This window comes from Duganella sp. Root198D2 (genome assembly GCF_001428585.1).
Classification (GTDB): domain Bacteria; phylum Pseudomonadota; class Gammaproteobacteria; order Burkholderiales; family Burkholderiaceae_D; genus Rugamonas.
Map to the genome: position 1 here is coordinate 72,853 of NZ_LMIC01000049.1, position 15,363 is coordinate 88,215.

12 protein-coding genes are annotated in these 15,363 nt (G+C 64.6%); 7 read left to right on the forward strand and 5 right to left on the reverse strand.

What is annotated here, in order from left to right; genetic code table 11:
* Window positions 1-6 precede the first annotated feature (6 nt).
* Window positions 7-591: an aminoacyl-tRNA hydrolase gene (pth, locus tag ASE26_RS25800; RefSeq protein WP_055937802.1), complete on the forward strand. Its 585-nt coding sequence runs from the start codon at window positions 7-9 to the stop codon at window positions 589-591.
* Here the strand turns inward: pth and ASE26_RS25805 are convergent.
* The 3 genes from ASE26_RS25805 to ASE26_RS25815 all read right to left on the reverse strand — a co-directional run bounded on the left by ASE26_RS25805 (window position 588) and on the right by ASE26_RS25815 (window position 5,856).
* On the reverse strand, window positions 588-1,982 hold the full coding sequence (locus tag ASE26_RS25805) for a DUF3999 family protein (RefSeq protein ID WP_057247181.1): 1,395 nt from the start codon (window positions 1,980-1,982) through the stop codon (window positions 588-590). The genes pth and ASE26_RS25805 overlap by 4 nt on opposite strands.
* Window positions 1,979-5,203, reverse strand: a complete 3,225-nt coding sequence (locus ASE26_RS25810; RefSeq protein ID WP_057247182.1) for a DUF2339 domain-containing protein — start codon at window positions 5,201-5,203, stop codon at window positions 1,979-1,981. Before ASE26_RS25810 ends, ASE26_RS25805 begins: the two co-directional genes overlap by 4 nt.
* A 113-nt stretch (window positions 5,204-5,316) precedes the next feature.
* Window positions 5,317-5,856, reverse strand: a complete 540-nt coding sequence (locus tag ASE26_RS25815; protein ID WP_055937811.1) for a DinB family protein — start codon at window positions 5,854-5,856, stop codon at window positions 5,317-5,319.
* Window positions 5,857-5,926: 70 nt separating this feature from the next.
* On the opposite strand from ASE26_RS25815, the gene ychF reads away from it, so the two are divergent.
* Window positions 5,927-7,018, forward strand: a complete 1,092-nt coding sequence (gene ychF, locus ASE26_RS25820) for a redox-regulated ATPase YchF (protein ID WP_055937814.1) — start codon at window positions 5,927-5,929, stop codon at window positions 7,016-7,018.
* Window positions 7,019-7,063: 45 nt separating this feature from the next.
* Here the strand turns inward: ychF and ASE26_RS25825 are convergent, their stop codons facing one another.
* The gene (locus ASE26_RS25825; protein WP_055937817.1) at window positions 7,064-7,618 is read right to left on the reverse strand and encodes a hypothetical protein; all 555 of its coding nucleotides are present in this window, start codon (window positions 7,616-7,618) and stop codon (window positions 7,064-7,066) included.
* A gap of 206 nt (window positions 7,619-7,824) precedes the next feature.
* On the reverse strand, window positions 7,825-8,307 hold the full coding sequence (locus ASE26_RS25830; RefSeq protein WP_229207301.1) for a nuclear transport factor 2 family protein: 483 nt from the start codon (window positions 8,305-8,307) through the stop codon (window positions 7,825-7,827).
* Between the two features lie 47 nt (window positions 8,308-8,354).
* Between ASE26_RS25830 and ASE26_RS25835 the strand changes: the two genes are divergently transcribed.
* From ASE26_RS25835 to ASE26_RS25855, 5 genes are read left to right on the forward strand one after another with little or no spacing between them, the layout of a single operon-like run.
* The gene (locus ASE26_RS25835; protein WP_055937820.1) at window positions 8,355-10,388 is read left to right on the forward strand and encodes a hypothetical protein; all 2,034 of its coding nucleotides are present in this window, start codon (window positions 8,355-8,357) and stop codon (window positions 10,386-10,388) included.
* On the forward strand, window positions 10,385-11,872 hold the full coding sequence (locus ASE26_RS25840; RefSeq protein ID WP_055937823.1) for a hypothetical protein: 1,488 nt from the start codon (window positions 10,385-10,387) through the stop codon (window positions 11,870-11,872). Before ASE26_RS25835 ends, ASE26_RS25840 begins: the two co-directional genes overlap by 4 nt.
* Window positions 11,873-11,883: 11 nt before the next feature.
* Window positions 11,884-13,293 carry an NYN domain-containing protein gene (locus tag ASE26_RS25845; protein WP_055937826.1) on the forward strand — a complete coding sequence of 470 codons (1,410 nt, stop codon included), beginning with the start codon at window positions 11,884-11,886 and terminating at the stop codon, window positions 13,291-13,293.
* A 58-nt stretch (window positions 13,294-13,351) separates the two neighbouring features.
* On the forward strand, window positions 13,352-14,203 hold the full coding sequence (locus ASE26_RS25850; protein WP_055937829.1) for an MOSC domain-containing protein: 852 nt from the start codon (window positions 13,352-13,354) through the stop codon (window positions 14,201-14,203).
* Between the two features lie 20 nt (window positions 14,204-14,223).
* Window positions 14,224-15,363, forward strand: coding sequence for a diguanylate cyclase (locus ASE26_RS25855; RefSeq protein ID WP_057247277.1), 1,140 nt, complete (start codon window positions 14,224-14,226; stop codon window positions 15,361-15,363).

The window sequence follows — 15,363 nt, forward strand, 5'->3', positions numbered from 1 at the left end:
AAGACCATGCCCATTCGCCTGATCGTCGGCCTCGGCAACCCCGGCGCCGAATACGAACAAACCCGCCACAATGCCGGCTTCTGGCTGGTGGACAATCTCGCCAATTCGCTGCCGAATGCGCGCCTGCAGCGCGAGTCGGGCTATAACGCCATGGTGGCCAAGACCAACATCGGCGGCAACCAGCTCTGGCTGCTCGAGCCGCAAACCTATATGAACCGCTCCGGCCAGTCGGTGGGCGCAATCGCGCGCTTCTACAAGATCCAGCCGGACGAAGTACTGGTGGTGCATGATGAACTGGACCTGCCGCCTGGCGCGGCAAAGTTGAAGAAGGGCGGTTCGTCGGGCGGCCACAATGGCTTGAAGGACATCACTGCCGCGCTCGGCACCCAGGACTACTGGCGCCTGCGCATCGGCATCGGCCATCCGCGCACCCTGAACCTGAACCAGCCGGTGGCCGACTTTGTGCTGCACCGTCCGCGCCGCGAAGAGCAACTGCTGATCGAAGAAGCGATCGAGAAAGCGCTGCGCATCATCCCCACCGCCGTCGCCGGTGACTTCACCAAGGCGACGATGGAGCTGCACACCAATTAAGTGCTGCTGGCGCCCGCCTGCCGCAACAGGCGCCACACCATTCCCGCCACAACCGCCACGCCCAGCACCAGCACGCCCCACAGGATCATGAGGCGGCTCTGGGCTGCGCTGTTGTCGGCGCTCGCCTGTTTGGCTGCGTTGGACAGCGCTTCAAGCTGCTCTTGCGCCGCACCTGCCGTAGCGCGATCCAAAGTGCGTAATTCTGCCGGCGTGAAGCCGGGCGCCACCTCGGAGATATCGCGCGCCGCCCACGGTGCTTTATCGCGCCCGACGGCAAGCGTATAAGGCGGCGTACCGCCGGCAACGAACACCAATGTGGCCGGCACCCAGCTGATACGCAGCGCCGGCTTGACCGGTGGCGGCTGGTCGAAGCGCAGCACCCAGCGCTCGCCCATCCCGGCAGGAGCCGTGATATCGTCCGACAAGCGCGCTTTGCCATCCTTTTCGAGGCGGTAGAACGTGGTGCTCATCGCAGGCTCGAAGCGGAACTGGCCGGTACGGCGCACCTCCACGTAATTGCCCAGCATCGCGGGCAGCACCATATTGCCGCTGTCGATCTGCAGCCCGACGCGTCGCGGTGCGACGCCGGCTGGCATCTTGTATTGCAGGTCGCGCGGGTCACGGCCCGGCTGCGCCTGCAGCAGCAGCGATTCGACCGGCGCTGCCGCCGGCGTGTGTACCGGGGACTGGGCGCTGATGCTGGCAAATGAAAGCGGCTCGCCGCTGCGCCAGCCCAGGCGCGCATAGCGCATCGGACGGGCCGGGAATTCCAGTTTGTCGTTGGCCAGGGTTTCGGCGCTGGCATTGGCCAGCCAGCTCAATTCCGCGACGCCAATGGTATCCCAGTGTTTCAGGTCGTCGCTGGCTTCCAGCAATACCTGGCCGGTGTATGTGTTGCGGCCGGGCGGCAGCGTGAAATGCAGGGCATCGATTGTTGGCGGCTCTTGCTTGCCCTCTTGCCGAAGGTCAAGCACCAAGCCGGCCAGGCGCTCCTGCGCGCGGCCGGTGCCCGATGCCGTGCCCTGGTGCCCTGGCAGGCGCACCGAGAGTACGCGGCCATCGGTCGCTGTGCTGACCTCCAGCCCCGCCAGCGGAGCATCGGCGCGTTCTGCCATCAGCGGAAAGGTGCGTACCGGCAGGGCGCGGTGGCTGGTGCCGGGAACCGCATCCGGCTGGCGCAGCGTAAACGGCTGCGGCGTGCCACGGGCATCGAACACGCGCAGGTCGTTGAGCGATGCCGAGCGCGCATTCAGGTAAGCATCGCGCGGCAACTGCAGCTGGACCACGCTTGGCTTGCCGTTGACCGACAGCGGCATCACATGGGTGTAATCCTGCGGCAAATCGCTGGCCGCGGTGGTGGCGGCAGCAGCCGCCAGGAGCAGCGCGTTCATGCAGCTTCCTTTTCAGTTTCTCCGCCACGGGCGGACGGGTAAGGGGCGAGGTAGCCAATACCGACCATCAGCGCGCCGACGCCAAGGAAGGACACGATACGCTCAACGCCACCAACATTGGACAAGTCGACCACGAACAACTTGGCCACCACGACGCCGAGCAGCACCGCACCGGCAATCCACAGCTTGCGTTGCTGCTTGCGGGTCGCGAAGCGCATCAGCAGCAGCGCGGTCACGCTCCACACCAGCGACAGCATGGCCTGCACGAACTGCGACGCAAACAGGTCCTCAAACTGGTAGGGCACGCCGACGTAATGCGAGACGGTGCGCAGCAGCGCAAGATTGAACCAGGCATAGGCGACCAGCGCGCTGCCGGCCAGCAGCTGCGGGCGGTATGGCGCGAGCCTGTCCCGCAGCAGGCGGTAAGCCGCAATGGCGAGCAGCAGGGCGAAGATGCTGGTCAGGTCAAGCGGGTTGGCCAGCGGCACGTAGGGCAGCGGCGCCATCGCACCGTCTTGCGTCAGGTTCCACACCGCCACCAGCAGCAGGGACCAGCCGCAGCCCAGGGGCAGCAGCACGTCGCGGTACCAGCCTGCCACCGGTTTTACCGGCCAGCCGTTGGCGCGCACACGGCGCATGACCCAGGCCAGGCCGCCCATCATCAGCCAGGCCGGCAGGAAGTTGGCCCAGGCCGGATCGGCGCCGGTGCCTTCCAGGGCGCGCGAAATCCAGTAGGCGCCGACCGGCCAGATCATCAGCCAGGGGCCGGTGCTGCGCAGCGTGTGCAGCAAGGCCAGCGGCGCTTGGCCAAGCCCGGAGCCGCGCATCAGCCATTCGGACAGCAACCACAATGCCGCGTAGGCAAACCATATTTCGCCGGCGGGCACGTTGATGCTGCTATACAGGCCCCCCAGCATGCCGAGCGTGGTAATGCCGAACAGCAGCCACGCCGGCAGTACTGCGGCGCGCAGGGCCGGCCAGGACAGGCGTTGCGCCAGCTTGATGAACAATGGCGTGGTGAGGACGATCACCAGGCTGTAAGCGCTGGCACGCAGTGGACTGTGCGGATCAAAGTTGCCGCTGGTGGCGATCTGGTAATGCGCCAGCAGCCAGTTGGCGATGGTTGGCACGATCACGAGCAGCCACCAGAAGCCGGAATACGCCAGCACCGCATTCGACCAGGACGGCGGATACTCCGTGCCGTAGCGCTTCAAGGTCCAGGCACTGAACACGGCGCCAGCCAGCAGCATGACGCTGCCGAGGAAAGGCGTGGCAAACAGGTCCGGCGAAACCGGTGCGACTTGCCAGTTCAAAGCCAGCAGGCCGGCCAGCACCAGGCCGGCCAGCAGCTGTGCTGCCAGTGCCAGTCCGCGTGCCATCGGCCAGGCCAGGCGGCGCCCGATCAGGGCCATCACGACGGCGGCGCCAAGTGCGCTGGCAACCAGCAAGTTCGCTTGCAGCTTGCCGCTGGTGCGCAGGATGACCTCGGTCCAGGCCCCGCCCACCAGCCAGACGGCGGAACCGGCGAGGAACAAGGCGCCCAGCAGCTGCAGGCCGCGCCTGCCTTCATCGCTGGCATGATTGCGGAAGCGCATGGCCATGATGCAGGCGCTGATTGCCAGCAGCAAGAAGCCGAGCCACAGGTTGGAATGCGTTGCCGCTTCCTGGTCCAGGCCGGAAACCGCGCCGATGAAGCTGACCCAGGCGCCCAACTGCACCAGCAGGCCGAAGCCCCATGCCAGCGGCTGGCGCTGGCGCAGGCCGATCCAGACGATGCCGGCGCCTTCCAGGGCCCAGGCAGCGGAAGTCCAGCGGCCGTCGAGCGCCATCGGGATGGCGAGCGTGCCGAAGACCACGGCCAGCGCGGTGAAAGCATCGACCAGCAGGCCGTAGGTGGCGCGGCGGCGGGCCAGCGTGATCGCCAGCACGCCGTAGAACAGGCCGAGCGCGAGGGCGGAATAGGCCATGCCGAATGCAAAGCCTTTGACCAGGCCGAATTGCAGGCTGGCCGCCAGCATCGGCGTGCCGAATACCAGCGTGCCGTCGACATAGCTTTTCAGCTTGGGCGCCTCGAGGTGGGCGTAGGCGACGGCGATGCCGACGTAGTACAGGAAGAACAGTGCAAGGAAGCCCTGCACCGACTGGTAGAACTGCGGTTCATAGCGCAGCACCCCCCAGGCGGTGCCGATGGCGAAGGTGAACGCGAAGCCAAGCAGGTTCAGTGCGCGCCAGGAGCGTTTGAGGGCGATGGCCAGGACGCCGGCGTTGAGCAGGGCGTAATAGCTGAAMAAGCCGATATGGCTGCCTTGGCCGGTGGAGGCCAGGATCGGTGCCGCAAAACCGCCGGTAATGCCGAAAATGGCGAGCCATTGGGCATTCTGCAGCACGGCCAGCAGGCAGGTGCCAAACGTCAGCAGGAACAGCATGGCGAAGGCCAGGCCGCCGGGGATCAGGTGGTAGATGCGGAAGGCGCCAAACACCACCAGCATCAGTACGGCCATGCAGGTGCCCTGCAGCGGCAGGCTGACGCCCTGGTTGCTGTTGCGGATGCGCCAGGCCCAGGCCAGAGCGGCCAAATCGGCGAGCACGATGCCGGCCAGGCGCAGTTCGATGGGAACCGTGACGCGGGCGGCGGCGTATTTCAGCAGGAAGCTGACGCCGATGAAGAGGATCAGCAGGCCGATTTTGGCGACTAGGTTGCCCTCAAACAGCCAGTTGCGGGCAGCGGTGAACCAGGCTGGCGGTTCCTTTGGCGGCAGGCTTGGCCGTGCCGCAGGGCGGGCGGGAGCGGCGCTTTCCGGCGTGGCTTCCTTCGCCGTGGCCCAGGCCTGGTCGGCAGCGTCTGCGGTCTTTGCAGCGGCTTGCTGGGGCGTCGCTGCGGTGCTTGCCGGCGCCAGTGCCGGAACGGGCTTTTCGGCCGCTGCCGGCGCTGGCGGCACCGTCTGCGGCGGCACGACGGCGCGCGCCACCAGCGGCTCGCGCTCGGCGGGCTTGGCCGGTGCCTCCGGTGCAGCGGCAGGTGCTGGCGCGCCTTGCGACTCCGTTGCGGCGGCAGCCTGCCTGCTGGCGGCAGTGCGCATTACGCTGTCGAATGTGATCTCCAGTGCAGCAAAGTCGCGCTGCAACTGGAGGGCGTGCTCGCGTGCCTGGCGCGCATCGCGGCGGGCCAGCCAAGCCCAGCGCGCTACGAGCGCCAGTACGATAAACCAAAGCAAATCCATGATTGCTCCCTACATTGTTCTAATGGCATTATTTTCCAGCGGTAACAATATTGCAAGCGCCGGTGATACCCGTATCGCCGTTTGTTCGCAGGCGTATCAGGATCTGATCCTGCCTACATCGCCGCTTCCGGGACCAGCGCCAGCAAGTCCGTCACGCCGACATCCACGCCCGCTTGGGACAGCAAAGTAGTAGCCTGGCCGCGATGGTGGGTTTGATGGTTGAAGAAATGCAGCAGCAGCAGCCCGAGCTGCCGGTGATTGGCCTCGCCATTGAAGCGGCGGTAGGTGATGACGGCATCCAGGTCGGCCTCGTCCAGGCCGGCGCTCCAATCCAGGATCAGGCGGTCGAGCCAGATGCGGCGCTCGCGCAGGGCGCCGAGGGCATCGAAAAGCGGCTGGTCCAGCGCAGCCGGCGCCGGCAGGGCTGCAACCGGCGCCAGCGCGGCGGCAAAGCGCGGGTGGCTGGCAATGCGCTTCAGCCAGATGGTGTCGGCTACGGCGATATGGTTGAGGGTCGCCAGCAACGAACCAAAGAACGCCCCGCGATCCGCCGCCAGCTCTTCCGCCGGCAGGGTCGCCGCCGCCTCATACAGCTTGTTGTTCATCCAATCGTTGTAGCGGGCCAGCAGGGTGATATGGGCGGTTCTCGACATGATCTGGGGTACAATCTCGGTCTATTTGCGGAAAATTCCGTAGCAGAACAATATCATTTAAAGGTTTTCCATGAGTCTCAAATGCGGCATCGTCGGCCTGCCTAACGTTGGCAAGTCCACCCTCTTCAATGCACTGACCAAGGCTGGCATCGCGGCCGAGAACTATCCGTTCTGCACCATCGAACCGAACGTCGGCGTGGTGGAAGTGCCTGATCCGCGCTTGAAACAGCTGGCTGAAATCGTCAAGCCGGAGCGTATCCTGCCTGCGATCGTTGAGTTCGTCGACATCGCCGGCCTGGTGGCGGGTGCCTCCAAAGGCGAAGGCCTGGGCAACCAGTTCCTGTCCCACATCCGCGAAACCGACGCGATCGTGAACGTGGTGCGCTGCTTCGAAGACGACAACGTGATCCACGTATCGGGCCGTGTATCGCCGCTGGACGACATCGAAGTGATCCAGACCGAACTGGCGCTGGCTGACCTCGGCACCGTAGAAAAAGCCATCCACCGCGAACAGAAGAAAGCCCGCTCCGGCGACAAGGATGCCGCCAAGCTGGTGGCCCTGCTGGAGGTACTGGTACCGCACCTGAACGAAGCCAAGCCAGTGCGCGCACTGGGCCTGGACGCCGAAAAAATGGAACTGATCAAGCCGCTGTGCCTGATTACCGCCAAGCCGGCCATGTACGTGGCCAACGTCTCCGAAAGCGGTTTCACCAACAATCCGCTGCTGGACCAGCTGACCAAGTATGCCGAAGCGCAGAACGCGCCGATCGTCGCTATCTGTGCCGCCATCGAAGCGGAAATTGCCGAACTGGACGACGCCGACAAGGAAGCCTTCCTGGCCGACATGGGCATGGCCGAACCCGGCCTGGACCGCCTGATCCGCGCCGGCTTCAAGCTGCTCGGCCTGCAAACCTACTTCACCGCCGGCGTGAAGGAAGTGCGCGCCTGGACCATCCACGTGGGCGACACCGCGCCGCAGGCTGCGGGCGTGATCCACACCGACTTCGAGCGCGGCTTCATCCGCGCCCAGACCATCGCCTATGACGACTACATCACCTACAAGGGTGAAGCCGGCGCCAAGGAAGCGGGCAAGATGCGCGCTGAGGGCAAGGAATACGTGGTCAAGGATGGCGACGTGCTGAACTTCCTGTTCAACGTCTGATCCACCATCCCCTCAAGATTGCTGCCCCGTCAGGGGCGGCAATGCCTAGGCCTTAGTTCCATTGAACGAGGCGGACTGTGCGCTGTGCGGCGCCGGCTTTTCCAGTGCCATGAATACTTCCTGCTGCAGGACCTTGTCGTGCTGGTCGCAGCGCGCGCGCAGCATTGCCAATTCGCGCAGCGGCTGGCTGGCGAAGGAATCGCGCAGCACTGGCTTGTACCAGTATTCTTCCAGCGTGGTACTGCTGTAGCGCTGCGCTACCGAAGTGATCTCGGGACTGAAGTTCTCCAGGCAATCGAACGGATCGAGCGCGACGCCCAGGTGGCGCCCCATCATCTCGCGCAGCAGGCGTTGTTGCGGTTTGAACTGTTTGCTGTCGACCCAGTAGGTAAGGCCGATCAGGCTGGCAAGCAGAATGGCCGGCAACATGGCAACTGCAATTGCGGCCGGCTTGTCTTCCACCGCAGCCAGCGCGGCCAGGTTGGCTGCGCAGAATACGCCGAGCCAGACACGCGCGTAGCCGTACAGTATGGAGCGCTTGCTCAGACGGTTCAGTTCGAATGCGCGCTTGTCCTTGCTGTTGATGAAATAGCTGGTCATCGGGAAAAGCGGCAAATACCATAGGTGCCCGAATATCGTCTGCTTGCTTACTGTCCCCACTTTCTGCGTCGCGCCGTATGGGCGTTTTCCCCAGATCAAAAGCATTACCTTCCCCCGTGTGTCTAGTTGTAATAAAAGCAGCGGAGTATAACTGAAACACAACGCGTATTTGTTCTGGGGAATAAGGGTGAGCCCTTATGGCGCTGCTATTGCCGGGATTCATGCTCGCGGATTGCCTTGGTGAAGCTGTCCATGAGCGGATTGGGCACTGCCAGCGACAGCTGGTAGTGCTCGATCTTGAATCCCTTCCCGGTGTTGACCAGCACTCCGCTGGCCTGGCATGTGCCCATCTGCGTGTTGAGCTGTTCGTCGAACCACACATATTTCTTATCGGGCGAGAAGTAGACATTGCGCTTTTGCGCGGTGAAGGTCCACGCCTTCTTGCGGTCCCAGAAGCGCTTGGCCCAGGCTTTGAATTCCTTGTAGCTCCATACTTCGCTTTTGTCGGTGCCGATGAACACGGCGTCCGGCGTGAACTTGTCCCAGTAGTCAGGGCGGGTGTTGGCAGCGTCGTCGTGCCAGCTGTCGACGAAGGCGTTGACCTGCTGGCGGAATTCGGCATCGGCTGGGGCAGCGCTTGCGCCAAGCATGATGAGCAGGGCCGCTATGGCGAATGCGAGTTTTTTCACAAGGCGCTCCAGGAAAGGAAAACCGGCAGCTTACATCATGTGGGTGATTGATCTGGACATGCCTGCGTGGCACCATGTTCGCCATGCGCAACTATCTTGTCTTCCTGTGGCTCCTTGCCGCTGCGGCCCATGCGTCCCCGCCCGGGAACGCCTATGCCACTATCGACTGGCCAAACAAGCTGAACCCGCATTTTGTCCCCCTTGGAGCAGGGCGCTTCCTGGTTTCGACGCGCAGCGGAAAACTCGTTTGGGACGCCGAAATGAACAGTTTTGGCGAGCCGGCGGGTTGGCCCCTGCACACGGCTATCGGCGGCGACTGGACCCCGCTGGGCGACGGAGTCCTGGTGGAGGGCCGCGCGCACGACGATGACGGCAATCCGGTCAGGAGCCTGGTCTGGTGGAACAAGAAGGCCGCAACGTTTTCGCCGCCGCTAGTACTGCCGTCGGCGAGCTACCCGTCGGCGCTGGTGCCGCTGGACGGCGACACGGTTTTGGCTTGCATGGGCAGCCCGTCGCACGGCACGCGGGCGGTGCTGGTGTCGCTGCGGCAGGGTATTCCCACCATCATTAACGAACCTGCACCGGCGCTGCGCCAACTGCTGGCAGCGAAAGGCGTCACGGGACCCGTCGATGGCATCGGCCAGTCAGATGCCGGCAGCGCGCCGGTACGCTTTGAGATTGCCTTTTGCGGCTGGCAGATGCGCAATCCACCGCAGGGGCTGGCCAATGGCAAGCAAGCGGTCAAACCCCAGTACTTGCCGGATGGCCGTATTGTCATCGCTGCGGGCGAACCGGCGATCGACACCCCGTATATCTGGGATCCACAGCGCGAGCAATGGGAGGCCTTTACCAGCAAGCCCCCCGTCAGTGCACGGCTGGTCAGCGGTTTCGCCGCGGACGACGAGGTGGTGGCGCTTGGAGGCTCCAGCAACAAATATGCCGATTTCCTGGACCCCGCCACCCTGCGCTGGACCCGCTCCCAGGACGTAGCGGCTATAGATAGCCCGGATCCCGCCCTCGCACCTCTCGGCAAAGGGCGTGTGCTGGCTTTCCTGCGCGAGCATGGCCGCGTGGTGTTGCTGCAGCAGCTACACCGTGCGAAAGCGGGCGAATTCCTGTACTCGCATGGCGCGGGCGCCGATGTCCTGGCGCCAGGTGGCAGGCTGTATCTGCTGGATGGGGGGGATCCGGGGCAACCGATCAATCGTCCGGAAGCGGTCGGGGGCGAAGCGGATGGTACGCCGCAAGCCATTGCGCCGCTGCCGCTGCCCCTTGGCAGCTTGTCGGCCGTCGCGCTGCCCGACGGCAGCCTGCTGGCGTTCGGCGGCCGGCGCACGTACCGCGAGGCGATGCCGGCGCCAGCCTTCCGTTACGACGCAAGGCAAGACCGTTGGGAGCCGGCGCCGGGACTGGAAGTGGGCTATGCCGCGGGCCAGTTGGAAAGCACGGAGGGTGGCGCCCTGATATCGGAATGGCCGCGCGGCGATTTCCTGCTCGACCGGCACGGCACGCTGGCAGTGCTGGACGGCGCTGATCTGCTGCGCTGGCGTCCCGGCGCGGTAGCGCGGCGCATACCGCTGCCACGGCCGCATACTGCTGCGACGCTGCTGGAAACGACGGATGGCCGCCTGCTGGTCGTGGGCGGTACGACCGGGACCGGCGCCCCGAACCCGGTGAGTGATCTGTTCAGCCCTCGCAGCGGCCGCTGGCAGCGGGGACCGAAGCCACATGTGGCGGGCGGACGCGCCGTGCGCATGGCCGACGGCAGCATTTTCAAGGTGACGCTGGCCGACGCTCGCGTGCGCGCCGAGGTGGCAGGGGCAGCGCTGGCGCGTTGGAAGCTCCTGCCGCCGCCGCCGCTGCAGTCCTTTTCGCTGTTGCAGCTGGTGGCTGTAGGACGGGACGTTGTCCTGCTGCCGAACAACCGGTCGCAACTGGCTTTGGTCTGGAGCAGGCAGCGTGGCTGGCGCACCTGGCGCATCGCTACGGAATTCGCGCCAACGGCACTGGTTCCTGCCGGCGGCCGCCGCGCCGTGGCACGGGATTGGAACCGCTACGCACTGGTGGAGCTACCGCGATGATCCGGGAATTGTTTGCAGGACTGGCCTGCCTCATGCTGTTGGGTGGGCGATGCACAGCGTATGCGCAGCCGCTGGCGGCGCGCGAAGTGGCGGAGATCAAGCGGGAAGCCTGGCGCAAGAAGCGTGAAGAAGACGCCCCTGGCGGCGCCTGGCAATCGCTGGACCGCGACAAGCTGGTGCGCCTGATGCGCATGCCCGAGTTTGTCGGCATGGAGCATGAGCCCAAGGCATTGCTGGTCGACCTGGCGGGCGAATGGGACTTGATGCGCTTCGACAAGCCGTCGGATGTCCAGGCCAGGTGGGCTGCCTGGTATCCGGATCGCGGGTTCGACAAGGTGGTCGGGGACCAACGTGCCAACCTTAATCGCGCCGGCTCCTTCCATTCCGAACCGCAGTACAGTCCCGAGTCCGGCGCTGCGATCGCTTTGCAGCATTGCCTGGCTACACCGGCCTGGCACGTGCGTCACAAAGATCCGATGCTCTGGGCGGTCGAGCAGGGCGCGGGGTGGGAGGAACCGAACGTCTTCGATTTCGGGCAATGCGTGCTGCAGCAGGTGGACGACGTGAGCGTGAGCTATCCGGGCCGGCCCGCTACAGCGCGCGGCAAGCAGTCCGCAGCCATCCTCGAACAGAAGCTCAGTGCCTTCCTGATGTCGGGTCAATGCACCGTGGGCGGGCCGGATGCGTGCTTGTCCCTGCTGCACGCGCTGCACTCGCTGAACCGGCAAGCGCCGCAACTGCCCGGTATCCTGCAGCGCCTGGCGGGACCCGGCGAGCGCTTCGCCCTGCCCGCCGCGCTGGCAGAGCGCCCGGGCAACGCCACGCCGGACGAATTGTCCCAACTGCGTGCACTGCGCGAGCGCGCCATGCTGCGGGCGATCTATTTGTCGGTCAAGCTGCCCAATACGGTGCAGCAGCCGGACGCCTGGCCGGACGGGGAACTCGAACGTGAACTGGCCATTCTGGTGGAACTGACCGTGTTCCAGCGCCAGGGGGCGTGGGTCAACGCCCGTCAGGACGGCCTGGAGCTTGACCGACTCCAGGAGCGCAACCCATGGGCGCGAATTGCTCCGGGTGGCGTGCTGCCGGAGCGGCTGGCTCAGGCTCTGGAGGCGCTGGGAGCGCAGGCGGCTGCGGCGCCAGGCTGCAGGCTGGCCGAGTTGCAGGTCAGTGAACTGCCGTGGCAGTATTGGCTGGGTTTTGCATTGGCCAGGCTGCAGATGGGGCAAGACGAATGCCGGATCCTGGCCAGCAGCGTGCCGGTCGCGCGCCGGTACCAGGAGGCTGCAGAGGGCAATCCGGCGGCGTTGCGCGAAATCGCACGGTTGCGGCCTTTCCTGCAGCGCCAAGGGGCGGGGCGCGATGCAGTGCTGGCAGCCTTGGTCCAGGCCTGTGCACAGCCTCACGTGGCTCGGCAGGATCCTTGGCGCATATGCCGTGCTACCGCCCTGTATAATCGCCGGATTGAACAAGGCAACCAATAACAACCAACACTATGGCTTCACCTAACGATAACGCCAGCATGGCACTGTTCTGCGACTTCGAAAACGTCGCACTGGGCGTCCGCGACGCCAATTACGAGAAATTCGACATCAAGCCTATCCTGGAGCGCCTGCTGCTGAAGGGCAGCATCGTGGTCAAGAAGGCTTATTGCGACTGGGACCGCTACAAGGCTTTCAAGGGCCCGATGCATGAGGCCAATTTCGAGCTGATCGAAATTCCGCACGTGCGCCTGTCCGGCAAGAACTCGGCCGACATCCGCATGGTGGTCGATGCGCTGGACCTGTGCTACACCAAGGCCCACGTCAATACCTTCGTCATCATTTCGGGCGACTCCGATTTCTCGCCGCTGGTATCCAAGCTGCGCGAGAACGCCAAGCGCGTGATCGGCGTCGGCGTCAAGGATTCCACTTCCGACCTGCTGGTGGCCAACTGCGACGAATTCATCTTCTACGACGACCTGGTGCGCGAATCGCGCCGCCAGCGCCAGGCAACGCGCAATGACCGCGAGCAGCAGCCAAAGCGCTCTGCAGAAGAAGAGAAGCGCCGCCGCGAAGAGATGGAAAAGCGCCGCAACCAGTGCGTGGAAATCGCTTACACCACCTTCGATGCGCTGGCAGCCGAACGCGGGGAAGGCAAGATCTGGGCTTCCGTGCTGAAGGAGGCGATCAAGCGCCGCAAGCCGGACTTCAGCGAGTCGTACTATGGTTTCCGTACTTTCGGCAACCTGCTGGAAGAAATGAAGGCGCGCGGCCTGCTGGAATTCGGCCGCGACGAAAAGTCGGGCGCGTACGTGTACCGTAGCAGCCAGCCGGTTGTGCTGCCTGTTGTGGATGCGCCGGTCGAACAGGACTCCGGTGTCGTTATGGATGCCGAGGCGCAGGAAGGTGCCGAGGAATCCACCGCTCCTGGCGAGGCCGGCGAAGCACGCCGCGAACGCGAAGGCCGCGATAGCCGCCGCAACCGCGGCAACCGTGGTGGCCGTGGCCGCCGTGGCGAGGGCGATGCCGCTCCTGCCGCTGCAGTTGACGTGGCGGCAGATGCAGAAGTCGCTGCCGTGGCGGTGGTGGAAGAAGCTGTGCCAATCGTGGAAGCGCCAGCCGAAACACCTGCCGAAGCGGCACCGGCCAAGCGTACCCGTGCTGCAGCCAAAAAGCCGGCTGCCAGGAAAACCAGCTCGCGCGGCAGCAAGGTAGCGCAGGTCGCGGCCGAAGCGGCGGAAGCGGTGCAGCAGGCGGAAGCCGTGCTGGCGGCGGCTGCGGAAACTGCGGTAGTGGCTGAAGCGGCGGCAGTGGATGCGCCGGACGAAGCCAAGGCTGCAGCGCCAAAGCGGGCCAGGAAGCCGGGCATGCACAAGCAGCCCGCGCGCAGCAAGCTGCCGAAGAAGCCGAAAACGGAAGCTTAACGCCATACAACGCCGCGCGCCGCGCGGCGTTTCTTTTTCTGCCATACTCACGGGCACTATGCCCTTCATCTCTGAACTCTCCCTTTACCCGATCAAGTCCTGCGCCGGCTTGTCGCTGAAGCACGCGACCCTGACCCGCGCCGGCCTGATGACCGAGCAAGTCTACGACCGCGAGTGGATGCTGGTCGACGCCAACGGTGTGGCGCTGACCCAGCGCGAGCATCCGCGCATGGCGCTGATCGTGCCGCGCCTGAAGGCGGAAACCATGGAGCTGCGCGCCCCCGGCATGCTGCAGCTGGAAATTCCGCTTGGCTTGCCCGATCCTGAGACCGCGCCGGCCTTGCAGGTGCAGGTCTGGGAAGACAATGTGCTGGCCTATGATTGCGATGAAACCACCGCCACCTGGTTCAGCAAGTTCCTCGGCATCGAATGCCGCCTGGCGCGCTTCCATGCCAACGCCAGGCGCCTGACCAGCGGCAAGTGGACCAATGGCGAGCAGCACCCGACCCTGTTCTCGGACGGCTACCCGCTCCTGGTCATCGGCAGCGGCTCGCTGCAAGACCTCAACGACAAGCTGCAGCAGCAGGGCCGCCAGCCCTTGCCAATGAACCGCTTCCGCCCCAACCTGGTGGTGGGCGACCTGGATGCCTTTGAAGAGGACTACACGGAAGAATTCCGCATCGGCGGGGCTGCCCTGAAACCGGTCAAACCCTGCGCCCGTTGCCCGATGCCGTCGGTCGACCAGTCCAGCGGCGAATTCGGACCCGATCCGCTGGATATCCTGCAAGGCTACCGCGCCAAGCCGGAAGTCGACGGCGGCATCTGCTTCGGGATGAATGCAATCGTAATAACAGGTGATGGTATAAAACTATCGGTTGGCGACCCAATCGAGGTTACACTGTCGTTTTAGTAGTGAATATCGGCAGGGCGATGGAGATCACGCAGAAAATCACGGGCAAGCAGCCCACCCAGGCGGAACTGGCAGCGGAAAACCAGTCCCTGCGCGCCCGCCTTGCGTACCTGATCGAGCAGGCCGAACGCAATCATTCGATCATGACGCGCCACCAGGCGTTCGACCTGGAGATTGTTGGCGCGGCCAGCTTCCCCGAGCTGATTGGCACCATTTTCCGCACCCTGCCGGTGATTTCCGACCTGGATGCGGTGACCCTGGCCCTGGTTGACGTGGGTGACGATATCCGCACGGTAATGGAAAAACTGGGTGTCGATTTCGCCGATTTTCCCAACCTGCTGTTCGTGCCGGACGTTGAAAGCCTGGCCTTCGACCTCGATCCCGGCCTGGCGCCCAAGCCCTACCTTGGCATGTTCGACGCCCAAAAGCACGGCCGCCAGTTCGCGCTGCCGGGCATGCGCCTGCAAAGCGTGGGCATGGTGCCGCTGCTGCGCAACAAGCGGCTGATCGGCTCGCTGAACCTGGGCAGCCTGGATCCGACGCGCTTCTCGCCCAGCCTGGGCACCGATTTCGTCGAGCACATGGCGTCCATCATCGCCATCTGCCTGGAGAACGTGATCTCCAATGAAATGCTGAAGTACATGGGCCTGACCGATGCACTGACCGGGGTGTTCAACCGCCGCTACGTCGATCGCAGGCTGCTGGAAGAAATTGCGCGTGCGCGCCGGCAGTCGTATCCGGTGTCGTTCATGTATATCGACATCGACCATTTCAAGCGCGTCAACGACACGGTCGGCCACGGTGGCGGCGATGAAGTGCTGCGCGAGGTGGCCAACCGCATCAAGGCGGAACTGCGGCTGTCGGATGCGCTGGCGCGCTTTGGCGGCGAGGAGTTTGTGGTGCTGCTGATCGATGCCGACCTGGAGAGTGCGACCTACGTGGGCGAGCGGATCCGGGCCGGTATTGCGGCCAGCATGATTGAGCTGTCGCACGGGGTGAAGGTGTCGATCACGGCCTCGGTGGGCGTGTCCAGCCTGGCGCAGGTGCCGGACGGCTCTACGCCGGAAGAGCAGGCGACGCAATTGATTGAGCAGGCCGACGAAGCGCTGTACCAGGCCAAGGAAGGTGGGCGCAATCGGGTGATCCGGTACGCTGCATGA